This window comes from Streptomyces sp. NPDC088157 (genome assembly GCF_044741545.1).
Lineage (GTDB): Bacteria > Actinomycetota > Actinomycetes > Streptomycetales > Streptomycetaceae > Streptomyces.
Genome location: NZ_JBIUSU010000009.1, coordinates 104,389 through 128,910, shown reverse-complemented (window position 1 = coordinate 128,910; position 24,522 = coordinate 104,389). Strand labels below are relative to the sequence as shown.

Annotated in this window: 21 protein-coding genes and 1 pseudogene; 20 read left to right on the top strand and 2 right to left on the bottom strand. The window is 70.6% G+C overall.

Going from position 1 to position 24,522, the window contains the following annotated elements; translation table 11 throughout:
• The first annotated feature begins 38 nt into the window (after positions 1 to 38).
• The 20 genes and pseudogenes from ACIPFH_RS32550 to ACIPFH_RS32455 all read left to right on the top strand — a co-directional run bounded on the left by ACIPFH_RS32550 (position 39) and on the right by ACIPFH_RS32455 (position 22,940).
• On the top strand, positions 39 to 800 hold the full coding sequence (locus tag ACIPFH_RS32550; protein ID WP_401832144.1) for an MBL fold metallo-hydrolase: 762 nt from the start codon (positions 39 to 41) through the stop codon (positions 798 to 800).
• A gap of 164 nt (positions 801 to 964) precedes the next feature.
• Entirely contained in the window at positions 965 to 1,642 is a 678-nt protein-coding gene (locus ACIPFH_RS32545) for a GntR family transcriptional regulator (RefSeq protein WP_356264087.1), read from the top strand.
• Positions 1,639 to 2,550 (top strand): dihydrodipicolinate synthase family protein, encoded by a 912-nt coding sequence (locus ACIPFH_RS32540; RefSeq protein ID WP_401832142.1) that lies wholly within the window; start codon positions 1,639 to 1,641, stop codon positions 2,548 to 2,550. The genes ACIPFH_RS32545 and ACIPFH_RS32540 overlap by 4 nt, the downstream gene beginning before the upstream one ends.
• Complete coding sequence (araD, locus tag ACIPFH_RS32535; RefSeq protein WP_401832141.1) at positions 2,547 to 4,292, top strand: L-arabinonate dehydratase; 1,746 nt, start codon at positions 2,547 to 2,549, stop codon at positions 4,290 to 4,292. Before ACIPFH_RS32540 ends, araD begins: the two co-directional genes overlap by 4 nt.
• A gap of 130 nt (positions 4,293 to 4,422) precedes the next feature.
• Positions 4,423 to 5,358: a carbohydrate ABC transporter permease gene (locus ACIPFH_RS32530; RefSeq protein ID WP_401832138.1), complete on the top strand. Its 936-nt coding sequence runs from the start codon at positions 4,423 to 4,425 to the stop codon at positions 5,356 to 5,358.
• The gene (locus ACIPFH_RS32525; protein WP_401832135.1) at positions 5,355 to 6,254 is read left to right on the top strand and encodes a carbohydrate ABC transporter permease; all 900 of its coding nucleotides are present in this window, start codon (positions 5,355 to 5,357) and stop codon (positions 6,252 to 6,254) included. Before ACIPFH_RS32530 ends, ACIPFH_RS32525 begins: the two co-directional genes overlap by 4 nt.
• Positions 6,254 to 7,540, top strand: coding sequence for a polysaccharide lyase family 1 protein (locus tag ACIPFH_RS32520; protein ID WP_401832134.1), 1,287 nt, complete (start codon positions 6,254 to 6,256; stop codon positions 7,538 to 7,540). Before ACIPFH_RS32525 ends, ACIPFH_RS32520 begins: the two co-directional genes overlap by 1 nt.
• The gene (locus tag ACIPFH_RS32515; RefSeq protein ID WP_401832132.1) at positions 7,537 to 8,715 is read left to right on the top strand and encodes a Gfo/Idh/MocA family protein; all 1,179 of its coding nucleotides are present in this window, start codon (positions 7,537 to 7,539) and stop codon (positions 8,713 to 8,715) included. The genes ACIPFH_RS32520 and ACIPFH_RS32515 overlap by 4 nt, the downstream gene beginning before the upstream one ends.
• Positions 8,715 to 9,605 (top strand): PmoA family protein, encoded by an 891-nt coding sequence (locus ACIPFH_RS32510; protein ID WP_401832129.1) that lies wholly within the window; start codon positions 8,715 to 8,717, stop codon positions 9,603 to 9,605. Before ACIPFH_RS32515 ends, ACIPFH_RS32510 begins: the two co-directional genes overlap by 1 nt.
• Positions 9,602 to 11,113: a family 43 glycosylhydrolase gene (locus tag ACIPFH_RS32505; protein WP_401832127.1), complete on the top strand. Its 1,512-nt coding sequence runs from the start codon at positions 9,602 to 9,604 to the stop codon at positions 11,111 to 11,113. Before ACIPFH_RS32510 ends, ACIPFH_RS32505 begins: the two co-directional genes overlap by 4 nt.
• 41 nt (positions 11,114 to 11,154) lie before the next feature.
• A pseudogene (locus ACIPFH_RS32500) lies at positions 11,155 to 12,213 on the top strand (polysaccharide lyase family 1 protein); the annotation flags it as partial.
• 88 nt (positions 12,214 to 12,301) lie between these two features.
• Positions 12,302 to 13,639 carry a sugar ABC transporter substrate-binding protein gene (locus ACIPFH_RS32495; RefSeq protein ID WP_356254262.1) on the top strand — a complete coding sequence of 446 codons (1,338 nt, stop codon included), beginning with the start codon at positions 12,302 to 12,304 and terminating at the stop codon, positions 13,637 to 13,639.
• A 102-nt stretch (positions 13,640 to 13,741) separates the two neighbouring features.
• Positions 13,742 to 14,536 carry a rhamnogalacturonan acetylesterase gene (locus ACIPFH_RS32490; protein WP_401832125.1) on the top strand — a complete coding sequence of 265 codons (795 nt, stop codon included), beginning with the start codon at positions 13,742 to 13,744 and terminating at the stop codon, positions 14,534 to 14,536.
• Positions 14,537 to 14,596: 60 nt separating this feature from the next.
• Entirely contained in the window at positions 14,597 to 15,922 is a 1,326-nt protein-coding gene (locus tag ACIPFH_RS32485) for a polysaccharide lyase family 1 protein (RefSeq protein ID WP_401832123.1), read from the top strand.
• Positions 15,923 to 16,005: 83 nt separating this feature from the next.
• A complete protein-coding gene (locus tag ACIPFH_RS32480; protein ID WP_401832121.1) occupies positions 16,006 to 17,154 on the top strand; it encodes a pectinesterase family protein in 1,149 nt (382 codons plus the stop codon).
• Between the two features lie 4 nt (positions 17,155 to 17,158).
• Positions 17,159 to 18,187 carry a pectinesterase family protein gene (locus ACIPFH_RS32475; protein WP_401832631.1) on the top strand — a complete coding sequence of 343 codons (1,029 nt, stop codon included), beginning with the start codon at positions 17,159 to 17,161 and terminating at the stop codon, positions 18,185 to 18,187.
• A complete protein-coding gene (locus tag ACIPFH_RS32470; protein WP_401832120.1) occupies positions 18,174 to 19,379 on the top strand; it encodes a dienelactone hydrolase family protein in 1,206 nt (401 codons plus the stop codon). The genes ACIPFH_RS32475 and ACIPFH_RS32470 overlap by 14 nt, the downstream gene beginning before the upstream one ends.
• A 121-nt stretch (positions 19,380 to 19,500) precedes the next feature.
• Entirely contained in the window at positions 19,501 to 20,613 is a 1,113-nt protein-coding gene (locus ACIPFH_RS32465; RefSeq protein WP_401832117.1) for a chondroitinase-B domain-containing protein, read from the top strand.
• A 134-nt stretch (positions 20,614 to 20,747) separates the two neighbouring features.
• The gene (locus tag ACIPFH_RS32460; protein ID WP_401832115.1) at positions 20,748 to 21,545 is read left to right on the top strand and encodes an HAD family acid phosphatase; all 798 of its coding nucleotides are present in this window, start codon (positions 20,748 to 20,750) and stop codon (positions 21,543 to 21,545) included.
• A gap of 240 nt (positions 21,546 to 21,785) precedes the next feature.
• Positions 21,786 to 22,940 carry a right-handed parallel beta-helix repeat-containing protein gene (locus tag ACIPFH_RS32455; RefSeq protein ID WP_401832114.1) on the top strand — a complete coding sequence of 385 codons (1,155 nt, stop codon included), beginning with the start codon at positions 21,786 to 21,788 and terminating at the stop codon, positions 22,938 to 22,940.
• A gap of 22 nt (positions 22,941 to 22,962) precedes the next feature.
• Here the strand turns inward: ACIPFH_RS32455 and ACIPFH_RS32450 are convergent, their stop codons facing one another.
• Both ACIPFH_RS32450 and ACIPFH_RS32445 read right to left on the bottom strand, forming a co-directional pair.
• Positions 22,963 to 23,835, bottom strand: a complete 873-nt coding sequence (locus tag ACIPFH_RS32450) for a hypothetical protein (RefSeq protein WP_401832112.1) — start codon at positions 23,833 to 23,835, stop codon at positions 22,963 to 22,965.
• Entirely contained in the window at positions 23,832 to 24,401 is a 570-nt protein-coding gene (locus ACIPFH_RS32445) for a SigE family RNA polymerase sigma factor (protein ID WP_401832110.1), read from the bottom strand. The genes ACIPFH_RS32450 and ACIPFH_RS32445 overlap by 4 nt, the downstream gene beginning before the upstream one ends.
• Positions 24,402 to 24,522: the final 121 nt, after the last annotated feature.

The window sequence follows — 24,522 nt, the reverse complement described above, 5'->3', positions numbered from 1 at the left end:
CGGCCCGCCCGGCGGGACCGAAACGTACGCTCCCCACCATGCCCCTGAGCCTCACCGTCCTCGGTACCGCCTCTCCGTACCCGCGGCCGGGCCGCCCCTGCTCCGGCTACCTGCTGCGCGGCGCGGGGGCGGAGGTGTGGGTGGACGCCGGACCCGGGACGTTCGCGGAGTTGCAGCGGCACACGGACCCGGACCGGCTCACGGCGATCTGGATCTCCCATCTGCACGCCGACCACAGCGCCGATCTCCTCGCCGCCGCCTACGCCCTCGTGTACGGCGGGATGACCCCGCCGGCCCCGATCCCGGTCTACGCGCCGCTCGACTGCGCCCGGCGCCTGGCGGGCTTCTTCGGCCGGCCGGACGTACGGTTCCTGAGCGGGGTCTTCGACTTCAGGGCCCTGTTCGACGGGCACACCGTGCGGCACTGGAACCTGCGCCTCACCTCGCGGGCGGTGGTGCACGACACCGAGGCGTACGGGCTGCGGGCCGAGTGCCAGGGGAGCGTCCTCGCCTACTCGGGGGACAGCGGGCCGTGCGACGCCCTCACCGAACTCGCCTCCGGGGCGGACCTGTTCCTGTGTGAGGCGGACATCGACCGGCATCACGAAGGCGAACGGGAGACGCAGGTGCATCTCACGCCCGAGGAGGCCGGCGACGCCGCCCGCCGGGCGGGAGTGCGCGAGCTGTACATCACGCATGTCGGACCCACGCTGACCCGGGAGGCCGCGACCGCCCGGGCCGCCGTCGCCTTCGGCGGACCCGCCCGCACCGCTCGCGAGGGCGAGACCATCCCCTTCTGACCCCACTTGGGGCCCTTGCGCCCCGGCAACCTCAACTTCCTTTGTCAGAAGCATTGACGAAACACGGGGCCACTCCTACCTTCAACGCGTCGTACTTCGTACCTCATATATGAGACGCGATACGCCAGATCCGAGATCAGATACGCGACATCCGAGAGGCGCGCATGACCTCTGTGCCCACGCCGATCCCGTCCCGCACGCAGTACGTGCTGGAGGAGATCAAACGCCGTATCCTCACCGGGCGGCTGACGCCCGGTCAGGCCTTGGTCGAGACCGAGCTCGCCGCACAGTTCGGGGTCTCCAAGACCCCGGTGCGCGAGGCGCTCAAGACCCTGGCCGGCACCGGACTGGTCGTCATGAGCCAGTACAAGGGCGTCACGGTGCGCATGGTGGACGCGGACATGGCGCGTGAGGTCTACGACGTACGCCTGCTCCTCGAACCCGAGGCGCTCAAGCGGGCCGTGCGGCGAGGCGCCTCCCTGGACGCCGCACGCGAGGCGCTGACCAGGGCGGACGAGGCCACCGACACCGCCGAACGGTCCCTGGCCAACCGGGAGTTCCACCGCTCCCTGTACCTGCCGTGCGGCAACCCGCTGCTCGGCCGGATGCTCGACGAGGTACGCGACCAGGCCGCCCTGGTCTCCGCCGTCGCCTGGGCCGCCTCGCCCTCCTGGGAACGGGAGGCGGGCGAGCACCGCGAGATCCTGCGGCTCGCCCTGGCCGGCGACGCCGACGGAGCGGGCCGCGCCCTGCACGCCCACATCGCGTCCTTCGTGCACCGGGCGTTCCCCGAGACCGCCCAAGAGGCCCATGGGGCCCAGGCAGAGAAAGGTCAGGAATGAGCAGCGTGGCGTTCGAGACCCAGCGTGCGGCCCTGGCCGACGTGGTGGCCATCCCGGTGACCCCGTTCGCCGAGGACGGCTCCGTCGACGGCGAAGCCCACCGGGCCCTGCTGCGCCGACTGCTCGACGGCGGGATCACCACCCTCACCCCCAACGGCAACACCGGCGAGTTCTACGCCCTCACCCCCGAAGAGCGCCGCCTGGTCACGGAGCTGACCATCGAGGTGGCCGGTGAGCGGGCGGCGATCCTGGTCGGCGTCGGACACGACGTGCCGACCGCCGTCGCCTCCGCCCGGCACGCCCGTGAGCTGGGCGCGCAGATGGTGATGGTCCACCAGCCGGTCCACCCCTACGTCTCGCAGGGCGGCTGGGTCGACTACCACCGGGAGATCGCGGAGGCGGTGCCCGAGCTGGGCGTCGTCCCGTACATCCGCAACGCGCAACTGCACGGCGAACGGCTCGCCGACCTGGCCGACGCCTGTCCGAACGTGATCGGCGTCAAGTACGCCGTCCCGGACGCCTCCCGCTTCGCCGCCTTCGCACGGGACGCCGGTCTGGAGCGCTTCGTCTGGGTCGCCGGGCTCGCCGAGCCGTACGCCCCGTCCTACTTCTCCGCCGGAGCCACGGGCTTCACCTCCGGGCTCGTGAACGTCGCCCCGGCCGTCTCGCTGAACATGATCGAAGCGCTTCGATCAGGGGATTACCCGGCCGCGATGAAGGTGTGGGAACAGATCAGACGCTTCGAGGAACTGCGCGCCGCCAACGGCTCCGCCAACAACGTCGTCGTCGTCAAGGAAGCCCTTGCCTCCCTTGGCCTGTGCCGCCGCGAGGTGCGCCCGCCGAGCCGGTCGCTGCCGGAGCACGAGCGGGCCGAGGTCGCCGCCATAGCGGCGGGGTGGTCCATATGAAGCGCTTCGACGAACGGGACAGAAAGCGCCCGGAGGACCTCAGAAGCCACCAGTGGTACGGCGCCGAGGGCCTGCGCTCCTTCAGTCACCGCGCCCGCACCCGCCAGCTCGGCTACCTCCCCGAGGAGCACCTCGGCAAGCCGGTCATCGCCGTCCTCAACACCTGGTCGGACATCAACCCCTGTCACGTCCACCTGCGCGACCGCGCCCAGGCCGTGAAGAGGGGGGTATGGCAGGCGGGCGGTTTCCCGCTGGAGTTCCCGGTCTCCACGCTCAGCGAGACCTTCCAGAAGCCGACGCCGATGCTCTACCGCAACCTGCTCGCGATGGAGACCGAGGAGCTGCTGCGCTCCTACCCCGTCGACGGGGCCGTGCTGATGGGTGGCTGCGACAAGACGACTCCCGCGCTGCTCATGGGCGCTGCCAGCGTCGACCTGCCGACGGTCTTCGTCCCGGCCGGGCCCATGCTGCCGGGCCACTGGCGCAATGAGGTCCTCGGCTCGGGCACCGACATGTGGAAGTACTGGGACGACAAGCGGGCCGGCCTCATCGGCGACTGCGAGCTGGCCGAGCTGGAGAACGGCCTCGCGCGCTCGCCGGGGCACTGCATGACGATGGGCACGGCGTCCACGCTGACGGCCGCCGCGGAGGCGCTGGGCGTGACGGTGCCGGGCGCGTCGAGCATCCCGGCCGTCGACTCGGGACACGACCGGATGGCGGCACAAGCCGGCATGAGGATCGTCGAACAGGTCCACAAGGGGCGCGTACTCTCCGAGATCCTGACCCGGGACGCCTTCGAGGACGCCGTGACGACCGTCCTCGGCCTCGGCGGTTCGACCAACGCCGTGATCCACCTGATCGCCATGGCGGGCCGCGCGGGCGTCACGCTCACCCTCGACGACTTCGACCGCGTCGCCCGGACCGTCCCGGTGCTCGCCAACGTGCGTCCCGGCGGCCAGAAATACCTCATGGAGGACTTCCACTTCGCGGGCGGACTCCCCGGCTTCCTCTCCCGGATCCCGGACCTGCTCCACCTGGACCGACCGACCGTCTCGCACGACACCCTGCGCGAGCAGCTCGCCGGCGCCCAGGTGCACAACGACGACGTCATCCGGCACCGGGACGACCCGGTCGCGAGCGAGGGCGGGGTCGCCGTCCTGCGCGGCAACCTCTGCCCGGACGGCGCCGTCATCAAGCACATCGCCGCCGAGCCGCATCTGCTCGAGCACACCGGCCCCGCGGTCGTCTTCGACGACTACCGGACCATGCAACGCACCATCAACGACCCGGGGTTGGGGATCACCGCCGACACCGTCCTGGTCCTGCGGGGCTCCGGCCCCAAGGGCGGCCCGGGCATGCCCGAATACGGCATGCTGCCCATCCCCGACCACCTGCTCAAGCAGGGCGTGCGGGACATGGTGCGGATCTCCGACGCCCGGATGAGCGGGACGAGTTACGGCACGTGCGTCCTGCACGTGGCGCCCGAGTCGTACGTCGGCGGGCCCCTCGCCCTGGTGCGCACGGGTGACTCCATCACCCTCGACGTCGAGGCGCGCACCCTGCAACTCAACGTCGAGGATGAGGAGTTGGAGCGTCGCAGGGCGGAGTGGACGCCCCCTCCCGCCCGGTACGAGCGCGGCTACGGCGCGCTCTACAACGAACAGATCACCCAGGCCGACACCGGCTGCGACTTCGAGTTCCTGGCCCGCCCGGGCAAGGTCGCGGACCCGTACGCGGGCTGAACCGCAGCAGCACGGCCCCGGCCGACCCCTGTCCGGAGAGAAAGCGCTTCACCTGTCCGAAAGCGCGATGCGCGCGAACGCACCCGAACGCACGACGCACCGAGAGACGTACTGAGAACGGAGAACAGTCATGGCCCAAGCCGCAGCCGTGGCGAAACCGCCCGCGCCACCCCGGCGGCGCCGTGCCTCCGCCACGCCACGCAGACTGCCGTACCTGCTGATCGCGCCGGCGGCCCTGCTGATGCTGGGCTTCATCGCCTACCCGGTCATCAGCGTCTTCTACTACAGCCTGCAGAACTACAACCCCACCAAACCGTGGCGCAACGGCTTCGCGGGCTTCGACAACTTCGTCCACGCCTTCACCGACGACCCGCAGTTCTGGGACACGCTGACCTTCAGCGCCCAGTGGGTCTTCGTCGAGGTCGGACTCCAGCTGCTGTTCGGCCTGGCCCTGGCGCTGATCGTCAACCAGACCTTCGTCGGGCGCTCGCTCGGCCGGGCGCTGGTGTTCTCCCCGTGGGCCGTCTCCGGAGTGCTGACCTCCGCGATCTGGGTGCTGCTCTACAACTCCCAGACCGGCATCACCCGTTACCTCGCGGACATGGGGATCGGCGAGTACGGCACCAGCTGGCTGTCGGACACCTCCACCGTCTTCCCGGCGGCGATCATCGCCGACCTGTGGCGCGGTGTCCCCTTCTTCGCGATCCTCATCCTCGCCGACCTCCAGTCCGTCTCCAAGGACCTGTACGAGGCCGCCGAGGTCGACGGCGCGAGCCGGGTCAAGCAGTTCTGGCACATCACCCTGCCCCACCTGAAGGACGCCATCGTCCTGTCCACGCTGCTGCGCGCGGTGTGGGAGTTCAACAACGTCGACCTGCTCTACACGCTCACCGGCGGCGGTCCGGCGGGGGAGACCACCACCCTCCCGCTCTACATCGCCAACACCAGCGTCGACGCCCACAACTTCGGCTACGCGTCCGCCCTCACCACGGTCGCGTTCGTGATCCTGCTCTTCTGCTCGATGGTCTATCTGCGGCTGAGCAAGTTCGGAGGAGGCGACAAGTGATCACCAAGGAGGCCACCGAGGTCACACCCGTCCCCGTGCGCGTCCCCGGCGTGGCCGACCGGCGCCCGCCCAGGCAGAAGCGGGCCTGGGACGAGGCCCCGCGCTGGCAGATCTACCTCCCCCTGGGGATCTACCTGGTCTTCACCCTGGTCCCCTTCTACTGGATCCTCCTGTTCGCGCTCCGCCCGGCCGGTTCGACCTCGCTCGTGCCCTGGCCGATGACCTTCGACCACTTCGAGAAGGTCTGGAACGAGCGGGACTTCGCCGTCTACTTCCAGAACAGCGTGATCACGGGCGTGGCGACCCTGCTGCTCACCACCGGCGTCGCCCTGGCCGGCGGCTACGCCCTCGCCCGCTTCGACTTCAAGATCAAGCGCGGCTTCATGCTCGCCCTGCTGTGCACCCAGTTCGTGCCGGGCGCGCTGCTCCTCGTACCGCTCTTCCAGATCTTCGCCGAACTCAAGATGATCAACTCGCTGGGCAGTGTGATCATCGCCGAGACGGTCTTCCAGCTGCCCCTGTCGATGATCCTGATCAGCGGTTTCATCCGGAACGTGCCGTACTCCCTGGAGGAGGCCGCCTGGGTCGACGGCTGCAACCGGCTCACCGCCTTCCGGATCGTCGTCCTGCCCCTGCTGAGGCCCGGACTGATCGCCGTCGGCTCCTTCGCCTTCGTGCACGCCTGGAACCACTTCCTGTTCGCCCTGATGTTCCTGTCCGACCAGACCAAGCAGACGATCCCCGTCGGCCTCAACACCCTGATGAGCGCGGACAGCGTCGACCTGGGCGCGCTGGCCGCGGGCGGCATCATCGCCGCCGTCCCCGTGGTGATCGTCTTCGCCTTCATCCAGAAGTGGCTGATCACCGGCTTCAGCGCGGGGGCGGTGAAGGGGTGATGATCCGTCGGATCACGGTGGTCGCGGCCGCGCTGGGACTGCTCTGCGCCTCCGCGCGGGCCGAGGCCCGGGACATCTCCCGCGACACCCTCGCCGCCGACGACGGCTGGGCGGCGTACGGCACCGGCACCACCGGAGGCGCGGCCGCCGACGACGCCCACGTGTACACCGTCACCGACCGCGCCGGACTGGTCCGCGCCCTCGACGGCGGCAGCGACACCCCGAAGATCATCAGGATCGCCGGGACGATCGACGCCAACACCGACGACGACGGCGACCACCTGGACTGCGCCGACTACGCCACCGACGGCTACGGCCTGAAGAAGTACCTCGCCGCCTACGACCCCCGCACCTGGGGCGCCGCCAGGCCGAGCGGTGCGCAGGAAGAGGCCCGCCAGGCGTCGGCGGCCGCGCAGGCCGAGCGGATCGTGCTGCCCGTCGGCTCCCACACCACCCTCGTGGGCCTCGGCGACGGAGCCGTCCTGAAGGGCGCGAGCCTCCAGGTCAGGAACGCCGACAACGTCATTCTGCGCAACCTCGACCTGCGCGACGCCTACGACTGCTTCCCCGTCTGGCAGCCCAACACCGGCGGCCTCGGCGACTGGAAGACGGCCTACGACAACATCTGGCTGACCGGCGCGACACACGTCTGGGTCGACCACGTCACGGCCTCCGACAAGGGCCACCCGGACTCCGCCGAGCCCACCTACTTCGCCCGCAACTACCTCCGCCACGACGGTCTGCTCGACATCACCAACGGCTCCGACCTGGTCACCGTCTCCTGGAGCCGGTTCGCCGGGCACGACAAGGCGATGCTCATCGGCAGCGGCGACACCGCCACCGGCGACCGCGGCAGGCTCCGGGTCACCCTGCACCACAACCAGTTCGAGTCGGTCGTGCAGCGCGCGCCGCGCGTCCGCTTCGGACAGGTGCACCTCTACGACAACCGGTACGTCGTCCCCGAGGGAGCCGAGTACCGCTACTCGTTCGGCGTGTCGACCGAGTCGGCCGTCCACGCCGAGAACAACGCCTTCCACACCCCCGGCCACGTGGAGGTCGCCGACCTGGTCAAGAGCTGGAACGGCACCGCCCTGCACCAGAGCGGCACCCTCTTCAACGGCTGGCCCGTGGACCTCCTCGCGATCCACAACGCCTACAACAGCGGCAGCGAGCGCGATCTCACGGCGGACGTCGGCTGGACGCCTACCCTGCACGGAAAGATCGACAGCGCCGCGGTGGCCGACCGCGAGGTGGCACGCGGCGCGGGCGCAGGGAGGATCCCATGAGCACCGCCGAACCGATGAGCAGCCCGGTCCCGATCGTCCTCGCGGGCGCGCGCGGCCACGGCCGCTGGCACCTGGACAACATCCGCCGGCTCCAGGACAAGGGCATCGTCCGCCTGGCGGGCGTCTGCGAGCTGACCCCGCTGACCGCGGCGGAGCTCCCCGAGGGCCTCGGCGCGCCCGAGCAGTCCGCCGACTTCGGCGCGCTGCTGGACACCACCGGCGCCCGGATCGCCGTCATCTGCACTCCGATCCCCACCCACACCAACCTGGCCCTGACCGCCGCGCGCAGGGGGGTGCACCTGCTCCTGGAGAAGCCGCCCGCGCCGTCGTACGCCGAGTTCCGCCGGATGGCCGACGGGGTCGCCGAGGCGGGTGTGGTCTGCCAGATCGGCTTCCAGTCGCTGGGATCGCACGCCGTGCCCGCGATCCGCGAACTGATCCGCGACGGTGTGATCGGTGAGGTCGCCGGGGTCGGCGGCGCCGGCGCCTGGGCCCGCGCCGAGGCGTACTACCGGCGGGCTCCCTGGGCGGGCAGGCGGCGGCTGAACGGCGTCGACGTGATCGACGGGGCGCTTACCAACCCCCTCGCGCACGCCGTCACCACCGCCCTCGCGCTGGCCGGCGCCACCCGCGCCGACGACGTCACGGGCATCGAGACCGAGCTGGCGCACGCCAACGCCATCGAGTCCGACGACACCTCCTGCGTCCGCGTCAGCACGGCCGACGGCCGCGAGATCGTCGTCGCGGCCACGCTGTGCGCCGAGGACCCGGACGACCCGTACGTCGTCGTGCACGGCAGCCGCGGCCGGATCACCTACTGGTACAAGCAGGATCGCGTCCTGCTCCAGCGGGCCGGCCACGGCCCCGAGGAGTCCGAGTACGGCCGCACCGACCTGCTGGAGAACCTCGTCGAGCACCTCACCGACGGGACGGAACTGCTGGTCCCGCCCGCCGTGACCGAATCGTTCATGCGGGTCGTGGAGGCGATCCGGGTCGCCCCCGACCCGGTACAGGTGCCCGACGACGCCTGGCGCCTGCTGCCCGACGAGGAACGGCGGGTCGTCCCCGGCATCGACGGCCTCGTCGCGGCCGCCGCCGACACCCTCGCCCTCTACTCCGAACTGGGCGCCCCCTGGGCGTTCACGACCGCGCATCCGAAAGAGGTGAGCCCCTGATGACCGCAACCGCACCCGACGCACCGGTCGTCCTGCGTGTCGCCGGCCGCCCGGTCGCCCGCTACGTCACCCGGCCCGAGCTGCCCGCCCGGCTCTCCCCACGCCCCTACCTGCACCCGGTCACCACCCTGGCCGGCACGGCGGTCACCGAACTGAGCCCTGCCGACCACGCACACCACCTCGGCGTCGGTGTAGCCGTACCCGACGTCGAGGGGCACAACTTCTGGGGCGGACGCACCTACGTCCGGGACCGGGGACCGACCGAGCTCGACAACCACGGAGCCCAGCGGCACAGCTCCTTCCAGCTCCGCGACCCGGACGGCTTCGTGGAGGAGCTGCGCTGGATCGCCTCGGGAACGGAACTGCTGCGCGAGCGCCGTACGGTCGCGGCCACCGAACTCACCGACACCGCATGGGCGCTGGACTTCACCTTCTCGCTGACCAACGTCACGTCCGGCCCGCTGACCATCGGCAGCCCGGCGACGAACGGTCGCCCCGGAGCGGCCTACGGCGGCTTCTTCTGGCGGGCCCGCAAGGAGCACACGCCCCCCGAGGTCTTCACCGCCGGCACGGAGGGCGAGGCCTCGGCGCACGGCGCCCGCGCCGACTGGCTCGCCCTGGCCGGACAGGGGTCCTCCCGCTCGGGCGGGGCCGGGAGCGGGGGAGACTGGACGCTCGTCTTCGCGGGGGCCACCGGCACCACCCGGCACGACCCCTGGTTCGTCCGCACCGCCGAGTACCCGGGCGTCGGCTCCTCACTGGCTTCGGAGGCGAGGCTGCCGGTTCCGCCCGGCGAGACGGCCGTACGCCGGATCGTCACCGTCGTCGCCGACGGCCGCCTGGACCGGGACGAGGCGGCGGCACTCGTGCGGAAGGCGGTCAGCCAGTGACGTACGAGACGTACACCAACCCCGTCCTGAACGCGGACTGGTCCGACCCGGACGTCGTGCGGGTCGGCGACGACTTCTACCTCACGGCCTCCAGCTTCGGCCGCGTCCCCGGCCTGCCGCTGCTGCACTCGCGCGACCTGGTCAACTGGACGCTGGTCGGTCACGCCCTCGACCGCCTCGAGCCGGCGGACGAGTTCAGGTCTCCGCGGCACGACTGCGGGGTGTGGGCTCCTTCCCTGCGACACCACGACGACCGCTTCTGGATCTTCTGGGGCGACCCCGACCAGGGCATCTTCCAGATCAACGCCCCGCAGATCAGAGGCCCCTGGTCCCGCCCGCTGCTGGTGAAGGAGGGCAAGGGCCTCATCGATCCGTGCCCCCTCTGGGACGAGGAGACGGGCGAGGCCTATCTCGTGCACGCCTGGGCCAAGTCCCGGGCGGGCGTGAAGAACCGGCTCACCGGTCACCGTATGCATCCCGAGGGGACGGCCGTCCTCGACGAGGGCAAGGCGATCGTCGAAGGGGACCGGATACCCGGCTGGTTCACGATCGAAGGGCCGAAGCTCTACCGGCACGACGGCTGGTTCTGGATCCTGGCGCCCGCCGGGGGAGTGGAGACCGGCTGGCAGGGCGCCTTCCGGGCCCGGGACTTCTTCGGCCCGTACGAGGAGCGGATCGTCCTGGAACAGAAGGACACCGAGGTCAACGGCCCGCACCAGGGCGGCTGGGTCCGCACCGCGGCAGGCGAGGACTGGTTCCTGCACTTCCAGCAGCGCGGCGCCTACGGCCGTGTCGTCCACCTCCAGCCGATGCGCTGGGACGACGGGGGCGGCTGGCCGGTGATCGGCGACGACGGCGCCCCCGTACCGGAGCACAGGCGTCCCGGTCTGCCGGCGGGGCCGCCCGCCGCGCCCGCCACCGACGACGACTTCCCCGGCGGACGCTTCGGCCGCCAGTGGTCGTGGACGGCCAACCCCCAGGACGGTTGGGCGACACAGCACTCCGCCGACGGACTGCGCCTGACCTGCGTGCGGACGGCCGACGCGCACGATCTGCGCACCCTGCCGAGCATCCTCACGCAACGGCTGCCCGGGCTCCCGTCCGTCGTGGAGGCGGAGCTGGAGCTGCACAGCGAGGAGCCGGGAGCACGCGCCGGACTCGCGGTCCTCGGCGACGCCTTCGGCTGGATCGGGCTCCAGCGGGGCGCCGACGGAGCCGTCCACCTGGTGCACCGGTTCGCGGAACCGGTCGCCGAGAGGGAACGGGACGCGGCCCACCCGCGGCTCGCCCCCCGGGGACGAGCGCGGCTGCGGATCGAGATCGGCACCGGGGCACGCTGCCGTTTCGCGTACGACATCGGCGACGGCCTGCGCTACTCCGGTCCTGTCTTCGCCGCCACGCCCTGGCGCTGGGTCGGTGCCCTGCTCGGCCTCTTCGCCCTCGCGCCCACCGGAACGGGCCACGCGGGGGCGGCCACGTTCAGCGAGTTCCGCGTCAGACCGCTCTGACGCTCCGCCTCATCACTTCCGTACGCCTGTTGGGAGCCGCAATGACGCACTTCCCTAGCAAGCGCTTGCCAAGACCGGGTGCGGTCCTGGCGGCCGTCGCCGGCCTGCTGGCGGCGCTCGGCCTCGGTTCCGTCGGACAGGCGAAGGCCGCCGACGAACCGGGGACGGCCGTCACCCGGGCCGCTGCGGCAGCCCGCTGGACCGACCGCGCCCACGGGTTCGCCTCCCTCGCCGGCGGCACCACCGGAGGCGCCGGCGGCAGGGTCGTCACCGTCACCGACCAGGCCTCGCTCGCGAGGTACGCGGCCGCCGAGGAGCCGTACGTCATCCGGGTCGAGGGCGCGGTGGCGGTCGAACCCTTCGGCTCCGACATCGTCGTGACCTCGAACAAGACGATCATCGGCGTCGGCGACACCGGCGAGATCGTGCACGGGGAACTGCACCTGAACCCCGGTACGCACAACGTGATCATCCGCAACCTGACGATCCGCGACTCCTACGTCGAGGGCGACTGGGACGGCAAGACCACCGACTTCGACGCCGTCCAGATGGACACCGCCGACCACGTGTGGATCGACCACAACCGCTTCACGCACATGGGCGACGGACTGCTCGACATCCGCAAGGACAGTCAGTACGTCACCGTCTCCTACAACCGCTTCGACACCCACAACAAGGCGTTCGGCATCGGCTGGACGACCAACGTGCTCACCCAGATCACCATCGACCACAACTGGTTCACGGGCACGAAGCAGCGCAACCCCTCCGCGGACAACTGCGCGTACGCCCACCTCTACAACAACTACCTCTCGGCCCAGGTGGCCGACGGGGACCCGGTGTGGACGTACGGGAACTGGTCGAGGGGCCGCACGAAGATGGTCATCGAGAACAGCTACTTCGACGGGGTCCAGCACCCCTACCAGGCCGACGCCACCGCCGAGTTGGTGCAGCGCGGGTCGATCCTGCGGAACACGGGCGGACGCACCGACGAATGGGGCGCGGCCTTCGACCCGCGCGCGTTCTACGCGTACCGCCTGGACCCCGCGGCCGCCGTTCCCGCGCTGGTCACCCGGTTCTCCGGACCGCAGAAGCGGATCGGCGGCACACCGTGAGCCCGTGCCGGCCCCACCCACCGACCCCCCACAACTTCATATCTCCGTCGGGATCCAGAAGAAGAGAGCCGAACACATGAAGAGCAGCATCCGCAGAAGCAGGCGCGTCGCCCTGGCCGTCGCGCTGGGCTCCGTGCTCGCGCTGACCGCCACCGCCTGCGGCGACGACGGCAGCGGCGGCGCGGGGGACAAGGGAGGCGAGGGCTCCGGCAAGGGGGAGATCACCTTCTGGGACAACAACGGCGGTGTGCGTACCGACGTCTGGAAGGAGATCATCGCCGACTTCGAGAAGGCCAACCCCGACATCAAGGTCAACTACGTCGGTGTGCCGTCAGACAGCGTCCAGTCCAAGTACGACACCGCCATCCAGGGCGGCGGGCTGCCCGACGTCGGCGGGGTGGGCACCGCGATGCTCGCCGAGGTCGCCGCGCAGGGCGCCCTCGAACCGCTGGACAGCCGGATCTCCAAGAGCACGCTGAACGGCAAGCTCAACCAGAAGTTCCTGGACGGCGTCAAGGCGGCGGGGATCGACGGCAAGACGTACTCGGTGCCGACCTCCGCGAACAACGGCACCCTCTGGTACCGGACCGACCTGTTCCAGCAGGCCGGTCTCGACGCCCCGACGACCTGGACGAAGTTCTACGCGGCCGCCGACAAGCTCACGAACAAGAAGAAGAACGCGTTCGGGTACACCATCCGCGGTGGCGCGGGGTCCATCGCCCAGGCGCTGGACGCCACCTACGGGCAGAGCGGGATCACCGAGTTCTGGAGCGGCGACAAGACCACGGTCAACGACCCGAAGAACGTGGCCGCGCTGGAGAAGTACGTCGGCCTGTTCAAGAAGGACACCCCGTCCGCCGACGTCAACAACGACTTCACCAAGATGGTCGCCCAGTGGGACTCCGGCACCATCGGCATGCTGAGCCACAACCTGGGCTCCTACGGCGACCACCAGAAGGCGCTGGCCGGCAAGTTCAAGGGCATCCCGGCGCCGACACAGGACGACGGCACGCGGGTCCAGGTGTCCAACCCCGTCGACGGACTCGGCCTGTTCAAGGCGAGCAAGAACAAGACCGCCGCCTGGAAGTTCATCGAGTTCGCCGCGTCGCACGAGTCCAACAGCAAGTGGAACAAGACGGCCGGGCAGGTGCCGGCGAACTCCGAGGCGGCGCAGGACAGCTGGGTGCAGGAGTCGGAGCCGACGAAGCTGGCCGCCGAGGCGCTGGCGGGCACCACCACGAAGATCGTGCAGCTGCCCTACTACCTGCCCGACTGGAACACGATCTCCAAGGCGGACAACGAGCCGAACTTCCAGAAGGTGCTGCTCGGGAAGCTGAGCCCGAAGGACTTCCTGGACACGTTGGCCGAGCAGCTGAACACCGCTCAGGCCGACTGGAAGAAGAACCACGGATAACACGGGTGGTCTGGGGCGTGGGGCGGCCGCCGGTCCGCCTCGGCTGATCGCGCGGTCCCCCGCGCCCCCTCAAGGACAGAAGACTTCGAGAGGTGCACGTTCGTGTCACTTACCCGCAGGCAGGTCACCTCGGCGGCACTCGCCGCCGTCCCCCTCGGCGTCGCGGCGGCCGGTACCGCCCAAGCCCAGGGACGCAAGCGGACGATCTACATCGCCGGTGATTCCACCGCTGCCCAGAAGTACTCCGACGCCGCTCCCGAGACCGGCTGGGGCATGGCGCTGCCCTTCTTCCTGCACGGGGACCGGCCCGTCGCCAACCACGCCGTGAACGGGCGGAGTTCGAAGAGCTTCGTCGACGAAGGCCGGCTGGACGCGGTGCTCGCCGCCATCCGGCCGGGTGACTTCCTGCTGATCCAGTTCGCCCACAACGACGAGAAGACCACGGACCCGGCCCGGTACACGGAGCCCTGGACCACGTACCAGGACTACTTGCGGCAGTACATCGGCGGCGCCCGCGCCAAGGGGGCGCGGCCCGTGCTCGCCACGCCCGTCGAGCGGCGCAGGTTCGACGCCGGGGGGAACGCGCTGCCCACGCACGGCGAGTACCCGGCCGCCATGCGCGCGCTCGCCGCCCAGGAGCGGGTGGCGTTGCTCGACCTTCAGGCCCTGTCGCTCGCGCTGTGGCAGCAATTGGGGGTCGAGGAGACGAAGACGTACTTCAACTGGACCGACACCGAGCAGGACAACACGCACTTCAATCCGCCGGGGGCGATCGCCGTGGCGCGGCTCGTCGTGCGTGAGCTGCTGCGGACGCGGGTGCTCGCGCCGCGTGACGTCGTCCGGCTGCACGACGAGATCCCCACGTCCTGGATCACCTGGCCCGCACCGCTCGCCTGAGGCCCCGCACCGCTCGCGCATCGCCCGCACCGCCGTTCGCAACAAGAGGAGACCCGCACAGTGCGTACACAGATATGTCATGGACGCGTCATAGCTGCTCTGGTGGGGTGCACCGCGCTGGTGCTCACCGTCACCGGAACGGCCTCCGCCCAGTCCGCGTCCCACACCGCGACCCGCGACCTCGGCCGGCAGGTCCTGGGCGCGAACGACGGCTGGGCCGCCTACGGGACGGGAACCACGGGCGGGTCGGCCGCCGACGCCGACCACGTGTACACCGTCACCACCTGGGCCGGGTTCAAGGCCGCCCTTGCCGCCGGCGGCAGCGCGCCGAAGATCATCAAGGTGAAGGGCGTCATCGACGCCGTCGCCGAGGGCTGTGACGCCTTCGCCGCGCCCGGCTACGACTTCGACGCCTATCTCGCCAAGTACGCGCCCGGGACCTGGGGCCTCGACACCGACCTGAGCGCCGAGCCCGACGACAGCCCGGAGGGACTGCGACGTGCCTCCGCCGCCGCGCAGGACACGGCCATCAAGGCGAACATCCCCGCCAACACCACCATCGTCGGCATCGGCAGGAACGCCGGCTTCAAGGGCGTCAGCCTTCAGATCAAGGCCGTCGACAACGTGATCATCCGGAACCTGGCCTTCGAGTCGCCCATCGACTGCTTCCCGCAGTGGGACCCGACCGACGGCACGAAGGGCAACTGGAACTCCGAGTACGACACGGCCGTCGTCTACGGCTCGACACATGTGTGGCTGGACCACAACACGTTCACCGACGGCTCGCACCCGGACAGTGCCGCGCCGACCTACTTCGGCATGCTCTACCAGCAGCACGACGGCGAGCTGGACATCGTGAGGGGCGCCGACTACGTCACCGCCTCCTGGAACGTCTTCACCGACCACGACAAGACGATCCTCATCGGCAACAGCGACAGCGAGTCGACGGCGGTCGGCGACCGGGGGCACCTGAAGGTGACCTTCCACCACAACCAGTTCTCGAACCTGGTCGAGCGCGCCCCCCGGGTCCGCTTCGGACAGGTCGACTCCTACAACAACCACTTCGTCGCCGACGAGTCCTTCGCCTACAGCTTCGGCATCGGCAAGGAGTCCCGACTCGTCGCCCAGCACAACGCGTTCACGCTGCCGCAGGGGGTCGGCGCGGGCAAGGTGCTGAAGCGGTGGAACGTGTCGCCGCTCACCGCCACCGACAACTACGTCAACGGCAAGCCCACCGATCTGATCGCCGTGCACAACGCGGAGATCCCGGGCGAGGTCCTGGAGTCCGGCGCGGGCTGGACGCCGACCCTGCGCACCAAGGTCGACCCGGCGAAGGCGGTCCCCCGGATCGTCGACTGCGGCGCGGGCGCCGGACGCCTGGGCTGATCCCCCCTACGACGGCCGGGGCGGGCGGCGCCCGTCGCCGCCCCGGCCCCCTCAGCAGAGCCGCACCGCCAAGGAGCACCCGCATGCCCTCGCCCCGACAGCCCCGACCCGCCCGCCTCCCGCTCTCCAGGAGAGGATTCCTGACGGCGACCGCCGGTACGGTCGCCGCCCTCGGCCTCGCCTCCGCACCCGCGCGGGCCGCCACCACCGCACGGCGCGGTCCGTTCGGCCGCCACGGCTCGCCGGCCGCCCGTCCCACCCCGCGGACCCTGTACGTCGACCCGCTCGGCCGGGGCGACTTCACCGGCGTCCGGGACGCCGTCGCCGCCACCACCGGCAGCGGCTGGACCCTGGTCCTCGCCCCCGGCACCTACCGGGAGACGGTCGCCCTCGACGTCACCCGCACCGACGCCACCTGGATCGGCGCCTCCGAGGACCCCCGTGACGTCGTGATCGTCTACGACAACGCGGCCGGCACCGCCAAGCCCGGCGGCGGCACCTACGGCACCACCGGGTCGGCCACCACCACCGTGCAGGCCGACGGCTTCACCGCCCGCTGGATCACCTTCGCCAACGACTGGCTGCGCGCAGACCACCCCGACATCACCGGCACCCAGGCCGTCGCCATCAAGGTCCAGGGCGACCGCAGCGCCTTCCACCACTGCCGATTCCTCGGCCACCAGGACACCCTGTACGCCGACTCCATCGCCCTCACCGCCTTCGCCCGCCAGTACTACGCGCACTGCTACGTCGAGGGAGACGTCGACTTCGTCTTCGGCCGGGCGACGGCCGTCTACGAGCACTGCCACTTCCGCACCCTGAACCGCACCGACCTGACCACCGCTCCCTACGGCTTCGTCTTCGCCCCCTCGACGGCGGGCGTCAACCCGCTCGGGTACCTGGTCACCCGGGGCCGGATCAGCAGCGAGGCGCCGGACGCGTTCTACAAGCTGGCCCGCCCCTGGGTGCCCAGCTCCGACACCACCGCCCGCCCGAGCCTCACCGTCCGCGACACCCGCCTGGACGCCGGGATCGACGCCGTCGCGCCCTACACCAACATGTCGGCCTCCTTCCCGTGGCAGAGCCAGCGGTTCGCCGAGTACCGCAACAGCGGGCCGGGAGCGCGGATCACCGTCCCCGAGAACCGCCCCCAACTCACCGCGGAGCAGGCGCGATCGGCGACCCGTGCGGCCTATCTGGGCGACTGGGAGCCCTGGAAGAGGGAGTGCTGAGATGCTGCGCCGACGCACCCTCCTCGCGGGCATCACGGGCGCTGCCCTGAGCACCGCGACCCCGGCCCACGCCCGGTCCCGCCGCATCCTGCACGTCCGCCCCGGCGACTCCCTCCAGGCCGCCGTGGACGCCGTCGACGGCCCCGGCCGGACGATCGTCGTGCACCCGGGGACGTACCGGGAAGTCGTCAACGTGCCGGCCGAAAAAGGCGGGTTGACGATACGCGGCGCCTCCCGCGACCCGCGTGCCGCCGTCCTCGTATACGACAACGCCAACGGGACTCCGAAACCCGACGGGTCCGGTACCCACGGCACCGCGGGATCCGCCACCTTCACCTCCGCCGCGCCCGGCCTCACCGTCCGCGACCTCACCCTCGCCAACGACTGGCTGCGCGCCGACCACCCGGAGATCACCGGCACCCAGGCGGTGGCCGCCTACGTCACCGGGGACCGCACGCACTTCGACCACGTGCGCCTGCTGGCCCACCAGGACACCCTCTTCGCCGACACCACCGCGCTGGACGCCTTCGACCGGCAGTACTTCCACCGCTGCTACATCGAGGGCGACGTCGACTTCGTCTTCGGGCGTGGCCGGGCCGTCTTCGACGCCTGTCACTTCCACACCCTCCAGCGGGACGTGAGCTTCACCCCCAAGGGCATGGTCTTCGCCCCCGCCACCGCCCGGGCCAACCCCTACGGCTTCCTCACGCTGCGCGGCCGGATCACCTCCGGCGCCGAGGACGCGGCCTACAAGATCGCCCGCCCCTGGGTGCCGTCGTACGAGACGACCGCCTGGCCCTCGCTGGTCGTACGGGACACCTGGATCGGTTCCGGGATCGACGCGGTGACCCCGTACACCAACATGCGCGAGGCCTACCCCTGGCAGACCATGCGCTTTAGCGAACACGCCAACTCCGGTCCGGGCGCGGCGATCTCGGTGCCGGAGAACCGGCCGCAGCTGACCACCGAGGAGGCGGCCACGCACACCCGGCGGACGTATCTCGGGGACTGGAGGCCGTATGGCCGCCCGTGACCCGGCCCTGGGACGGCGGGCGTTCGTGGTCGGCGGCGGAGCAGCGCTCCTGGCCGGGGGAACCGCCACCGCCGACGCGCGGGCCGCTGCTACGGACGGGCAAGCAGCCGTCACGGACGGGCGGACCGCCGTCGTGGAGGGGCCGCTGCCCGCCTTCCACCCCGCCCTCAAGGCCGAGCTGGACTTCCCCCTCGCCTGGGGAAGGTCCCCCATCCGCGGCTTCCATGCCTGGCGCCGGGCCGCCCGCGCCAAGGTCGAGGAGCTGCTGGTCGTCGGGCGGGAGGACCGGACCCCGTACGCTCCGGAATACAGCGACCGTCGACAACAGGACGGACACACACGCGAGTTGGTGACGCTCTCCCTCACCCGTCACGAACGCGTCCGCGCCGCTCTCCTCACCCCGGACGGCCCCGGCCCCTTCCCGGCCGTGCTGCTCCTGCACGACCACGGGGCGAAGTTCGACATCGGGAAGGAGAAGCTCGTCCGGCCCTGGTACGACGACACGCGGCTCGCCTCCGCGCAAGGCTGGTCGGAGCGGTACTTCAGCGGGCGGTTCGTCGGCGACGAACTGGTCCGGCGGGGCTACGTCGTGCTGTGCGCGGACGCCCTCGGCTGGGGCGACCGAGGACCCCTCGCCTACGACCAGCAACAGGCCCTGGCCTCCAACTTCTTCAACCTCGGCTCCTCACTCGCCGGACTCATGGCCCGCGAGGACGCCCGGGCCGCCGGTTTCCTGGCCGGCCTCGACCGCGTGGACCCGGACCGGGTCGCGGCCGTCGGGTTCTCCATGGGAGCCTTCCGCGCCTGGCAGACGGCCGCGCTCAGCGACGACCTCGCGGCCGCGGCGGCCGTCTGCTGGATGACCGGCCTGAAGGAAGTGATGGTGCCCGGCAACAACACCCTGCGCGGGCAGTCCTCGTACTACATGCTCCACCCCGGGCTTCCCCGGTTCCTCGACTTCCCCGACGTGGCGAGCATCGCCGCACCCAGGCCGATGCTGTTCTTCGACGGCGGGCTCGACCCGCTGTTCCCCGCCGACGGCGTCCGCACGGCCCACGACAGGCTGCGCACCGTCTGGCGGTCCCGTCACGCCGAGGAGCGGTTGCACCTCAAGAGCTGGCCGGACCTCGGCCATGTCTTCGTCGACCGCATGCAGGACGAGGTCTTCACCTGGCTCGACACCGTCCTGTGAACCGTCCCGCCGCTCCATCCCCCGAAGAGCGCCCCCCTGCCCGAACGACGCTCATCCCCTGAACGGCGCTCATCCCCTGAACGGCGCTCACCCCATGAACGACGGAAAGGACCCGCACTCCATGTCTCGTCGTACCGCTCTCACGGCCGTCGCCGCCCTCACCCTGGGCGCCGGACTCGCCGCCCTGCCCACCCAGGCGCAGGCCGCCACCGTGGTGGTCAGCAACTCCACCGACCTGTCCAACGCCATCAAGAACGCCACCGCGGGCACGGTCATCCAGGTCCGCGCCGGCACCTACTACCCGACCGCCACCCTCCAGTCCACGGCCAACGGCACCTCCTCCTCGCCCGTCACCCTCACGGCGTACGGCTCGGAGACCGTGAAGATCGACGGCTCGTCGCTCCCCGACGGCGACTGGATCTTCAAGCTGACCGCCGACTACTGGAACGTCTCCAACATCACCTTCCAGAACTCCCCGGACAGCGCGGTCGTCTGCCAGTCCTGCACCGGCACCAACTGGAACAACATCAGGACCATCAACGGCGGCGACTCCGGCTTCACCCTCACCGGAGACGGCACGGTCAACAACACCGTGAAGAACATCGACAGTTACGGCAACTACGACGCCGCGAACCACGGCGAGAACGCCGACGGCGTCGCCGTGAAGTTCGGCTCCGGCACCGGCAACCTCATCACCGGCGCCCGCCTCTACAACAACTCGGACGACGGGATCGACTTCTGGTCCTTCTCCTCGCCCGTCACCATCGAGCACACCTGGTCCTTCGGCAACGGCGCCAACCGCTGGTCCGACTCGGCCTTCGCGGGCGACGGCAACGGCTACAAACTCGGCGGCGACGGCGAGGTCGTCGCGCACGTCGTCAACAACTCGGCCGCCTGGGGGAACGCCGGAAACGGCTTCACCGAGAACTCCAACACCGGCGCCCTCGTCCTCAACCGCACCACCGCCTACGCCAACAGCAAGTGGGGCTACTACTTCGCCACCAGCTCCGCCAAGCTCGGCAAGAACCTGGCCGTCGGCAACGGCGGCGGCTCGGTCAGCAAGGGCTCGAAGGTCACCTCGTCCGGCAACAACTGGGACTCGGGCGTCTCCACGCCCGCCTTCAGGTCGACGGACGCGAGCACCACGTACAACGCCCGCAGTTCGAGCGGCACGCTGCCCGCGACCACGTTCCTGACGACCGGGTCGACGACCATCGGAGCGACCATGAACTGACGGGCCATCGGGTCGTCCGGGCGCCCGATCCGATCGCCCGTTCCAGGCCCTTGACTTGATTTTTGCCGCTGAACGGGTCTCGATCGGGCAACGGGTCTCGCGCTCACCCGTGTGACGCGCGTAGAAAGCGTGTCATGCATAAGCCACTGCGCATCGCGGCCGTCGCCGCGGCCTGCGCCGTCGCCGGCGCCGCCCTGTATGGCGCCGGCGCGGCGACGGCCGGTCAGTCCACGGCCAACTCCACCCACGAGCCCTACAACATCGGGCTCCTGGTGAAGGACATCGACACCTACTACGGCACCGCGCCGGACGCGAACGGCGTGTACCAGGCGTCGCCGTCCAGCCCGTACGCCAAGGACCTCGCGAGCATCGACAAGGCCGCGAGGAAGTACATTGACAAGGCCGCCCGCAAGGCGGTCAGGAAGGGCGAGAAGCCCGCGGTCGTCTTCGACGTCGACGACACGCTGCTGCTCAGCCTGGACTACGAGAAGCGGTACAACTACACGTACAACTCCGCGACTTGGGCGGCGTACGTGAACAAGGCCGACCGCCCCGCGGTGTTCGGCAGCCCCGAACTCGTGCAGTACGCCGAGAAGCAGGGCGTCGAGGTCTTCTACAACTCGGGCCTCAGCGAGGCGCAGCGTACGGCCGCCGTGGAGAACCTGAAGAAGGTCGGCGCCGACGTCAACCTCGACGCCGACCACATGTTCCTCAAGAACGCGGCCGCCCCGCCGTCGTACCTGAGCGCCTGCGCCACCCCGGGCGCCTGGACCTGCACGACCGTCCAGTACAAGTCCGGCACCCGCAAGCACATCGAGCACGACCTCGGCTACGAGATCATCGCCAACTTCGGCGACCAGTACTCCGACCTCGATGGCGGCTACGCCGACCGGACGTACAAGCTCCCGAACCCGACGTACTACGTGGGCTGACCTTCCGCGCGGGCTGAAGTACCGCGCGGGCTGAAGTACCGCGCGGGCTGAAGTACCGCGCGGGCTGAAGTACCGCGTGAGTCGGCGTTGTGCGTCGGCTCGCGTACGCGAAAGTTTTTCGATCTCTTTCGCGTGGCGCGGCAACCTGCCGCGCCCCTGGTGGCGACAGAGGTGCGGGAACGGACCGGGGCGGCCCCTCCGGCCCGTTCCCTCCCTCTCCCCACCCGAAAGGAACGCCCCGTGCGCATGAGCACCGGACGCCACCGCAGGACGAGCACCCTCTCGATCGCCGCCGCGGTGGCGGTCTCGGCAGGGGCGGGTGGCGTCCACCTCGGCCTGGCGAACGGCGGTGCCGAGGCCGCCTCGCCGACGGTCACCGTCTCCACCACGGCCCAGCTGGAGTCGGCCGTGCGCAACGCGGTCGCCGGCGCCGTCATCCAGGTCCGCGGGGGCACGTACTACCCGACGGCCACCCTCATGTCGACGGCGAGCGGCACGGTTGTGGACCGGATCACGCTCCGGGCGTACGGCAGCGAGAAGGTGCGGATCGACGGCTCCAAGCTGCCCGCCGGATCCTGGCTCGCCGGGATCCACGGCAGCTACTGGACCGTGCAGAACCTCACCTTCCGGTCCTCCCCGGCCCAGGGCCTCGTCGTCACCTCGTCGACCGGGGGCATCTTCAAGAACCTGGTCACCGGCGACAACGGCGACACCGGCTTCACCCTGCGCGGCGACAACACGGTGAACAACCTCGTGCAGAACCTGGACAGCTCCGGCAACTACGACGCCGCCGGGCACGGCCGGAACGCGGACGGCATCGCCATCAAGTTCGGCTCCGGAAGCGGCAACCGGATCTCCGGCGCCCGGCTGTACGACAACTCGGACGACGGCCTCGACCTCTGGCAGTTCTCCACGCCGGTCACCATCGAGCAGTCGTGGGCCTTCGGCAACGGGGAGAACCGCTGGAACGACTCCGCGTTCGAGGGCAACGGCAACGGGTTCAAGCTGGGCGGCGGGGGAGTGTCCGTCGCGCACCTCGTCGAGGACAACGCGGCCTGGGACAACGCGCTGAACGGTTTCACCGAGAACTCCAACACGGGGGCGATCGTGCTGAACCGCAACACCGCCTACGCCAACATCGAGGCGGGGTTCTACTTCGCCACCGGCAGGGCCCGGCTCGCCCGGAATCTCGCGGTGGGCGACAAGGGCCGTCCGGACAACCTCGGTTCGTCGGCCGTCTCCGCCGCGAACAGCTGGGACGGTGGGGTCGGTACGCCGGCCTTCGTGTCGACGGACGCGACGACCGCGTACGGCGCCCGGAAGGCGGACGGCTCGCTGCCCGCGACGGCCTTCCTGACCACGGGCTCGACCGCCATCGGCTCGAAGATGAACTGACCGGGCCGACCGGCGGGGTGCTTCAGGAGTCGCCCTCGTCGTCCTCGTGCGAGGCGAAGTCGCCTCCCACGGCGCCCTGTTGCCCGTCCGAGCCGCCGGTGACCGCGTAGGTGTCGTCCTTGGCGTCACGGCCGCCGCGGTCGTGGTCGTACTGCCCGGCGAACACCCACTCGCCCTTGGCCACCGTACGGCCCTCCTTGAGCACCCAGGTGTAGACCAGGAAGCCGTTCCGCTCTGCCACCGAGAACCTGAAGTCGTCCTCGGGCAGTGAGCGCCATGCGCCCGCCGACGACACCCCGCCGGTCTGCGCGACCTTCAACTGCACGGTCAGCCCGGTCAGTACCGTGGACGTCTTCAGCGTGACGTTGCTCTGCGCCCAGAAGTCGTTGCTGTGCGGGTCGACCGAACCGTCCGACCACAACGGACCGTCCTCGTTGTCGGCCGTCGCCGGAAGCAGCGCGGCCGGGGGCGCGGAGGGCGTCGCCCCGGAGCTCTGCGACGGGGCGGTGCTCGGCTTCGCCGGGTCCTTCGCACCGCCGCCGGAACTCGGCGTGGCCTTCGGCGAGGCCGGCGGACGGCTCGTCGCGTCCGGGGACTCGACCGGCGGCGGGGAGACGGAGACCGTCTGCTGCGCCGGGGTGTCGTCCTTCACGGCGGACGCCACCGCGTAGCCGCCGACCGCGAGCATGCCCGCGACCGCGGCCGTGGCCCCCACGATCCGCGCCCAGCCCCACAGCACCGGGCGGCTCGCCCGGTGATCGGACCGTTCCTGTCCCTGACCCGCCATGCCGCGCTCGACGCGCGCCAGGATGCGCGCCCGGTCGGGCTCGTGCGCCTCGGCCGCCTCGTGCAGCCGGGCGCGCAGATCGTCGTGCACGTCCCGCTGCATCGTCATCGGTCCCTTCCTGAGGCCGAGGCCTCACCGGTGCGCACCATGGCAGGCATCTTGAGCGGAGCTCCCTTGACACCGAGCAGCTTCTGAAGCTCGGCCATTCCCCTGGAGGTCTGGCTCTTCACGGTACCGACCGAGACCCCCAGGGCGAGCGCCGTGTCCTTCTCCGAGAGGTCGAAGGCGTGCCGCAGCACCACGCAGGCCCGTTTGCGGAACGGAAGTCTACGCAGCGCCGACTGGACGTCCACCACGCCCGCGATGTCGGGGTTCTCCGTCTTCTCCTCGCGCTGCGACCAGAACAGCGCGATCCTGCGGCGCTCACGGACGGCGCTGCGGATGCGGGTGCGGGCGAGGTTGGCGACGACGCCGCGGGCGTAGGCCACCGGATGGTCGGCCGCGCGCACCCGGTCCCAGCGGTTCCACAGCGCGAGGAGCGCGTCCGCCGCGAGATCGTCGGCGGCGTCCGCCTCACCGGTCAGCAGGTGGGCGAGGCGGGACAGTTCGGCGTAGTGGCGGTCGAAGAAGGCATGGAATTCCACGGAGGCGGCGTCGTCGACGACTGTGCCCACGGGTGACCTCTTCTCGCTACGACTGGTACGGCTGGTACGACTGGTACGGCTTCCGGCGTCTGACGGGGTGCGCCTGTGCATGTCATGTGAATGACATGGGGAGGCCCCGGGGAGGCGGCCG

Bases quoted from the DNA above. Each gene is read 5' to 3' on its own strand.
- ACIPFH_RS32550 (WP_401832144.1), top strand. From the start codon at position 39: ATGCCCCTGAGCCTCACCGTCCTCGGTACCGCCTCTCCGTACCCGCGG.
- ACIPFH_RS32545 (WP_356264087.1), top strand. From the start codon at position 965: ATGACCTCTGTGCCCACGCCGATCCCGTCCCGCACGCAGTACGTGCTG.
- ACIPFH_RS32540 (WP_401832142.1), top strand. From the start codon at position 1,639: ATGAGCAGCGTGGCGTTCGAGACCCAGCGTGCGGCCCTGGCCGACGTG.
- araD (WP_401832141.1), top strand. From the start codon at position 2,547: ATGAAGCGCTTCGACGAACGGGACAGAAAGCGCCCGGAGGACCTCAGA.
- ACIPFH_RS32530 (WP_401832138.1), top strand. From the start codon at position 4,423: ATGGCCCAAGCCGCAGCCGTGGCGAAACCGCCCGCGCCACCCCGGCGG.
- ACIPFH_RS32520 (WP_401832134.1), top strand. From the start codon at position 6,254: ATGATCCGTCGGATCACGGTGGTCGCGGCCGCGCTGGGACTGCTCTGC.
- ACIPFH_RS32515 (WP_401832132.1), top strand. From the start codon at position 7,537: ATGAGCACCGCCGAACCGATGAGCAGCCCGGTCCCGATCGTCCTCGCG.
- ACIPFH_RS32510 (WP_401832129.1), top strand. From the start codon at position 8,715: ATGACCGCAACCGCACCCGACGCACCGGTCGTCCTGCGTGTCGCCGGC.
- ACIPFH_RS32495 (WP_356254262.1), top strand. From the start codon at position 12,302: ATGAAGAGCAGCATCCGCAGAAGCAGGCGCGTCGCCCTGGCCGTCGCG.
- ACIPFH_RS32480 (WP_401832121.1), top strand. From the start codon at position 16,006: ATGCCCTCGCCCCGACAGCCCCGACCCGCCCGCCTCCCGCTCTCCAGG.
- ACIPFH_RS32470 (WP_401832120.1), top strand. From the start codon at position 18,174: ATGGCCGCCCGTGACCCGGCCCTGGGACGGCGGGCGTTCGTGGTCGGC.
- ACIPFH_RS32465 (WP_401832117.1), top strand. From the start codon at position 19,501: ATGTCTCGTCGTACCGCTCTCACGGCCGTCGCCGCCCTCACCCTGGGC.
- ACIPFH_RS32460 (WP_401832115.1), top strand. From the start codon at position 20,748: ATGCATAAGCCACTGCGCATCGCGGCCGTCGCCGCGGCCTGCGCCGTC.
- ACIPFH_RS32450 (WP_401832112.1), bottom strand. From the start codon at position 23,835: ATGACGATGCAGCGGGACGTGCACGACGATCTGCGCGCCCGGCTGCAC.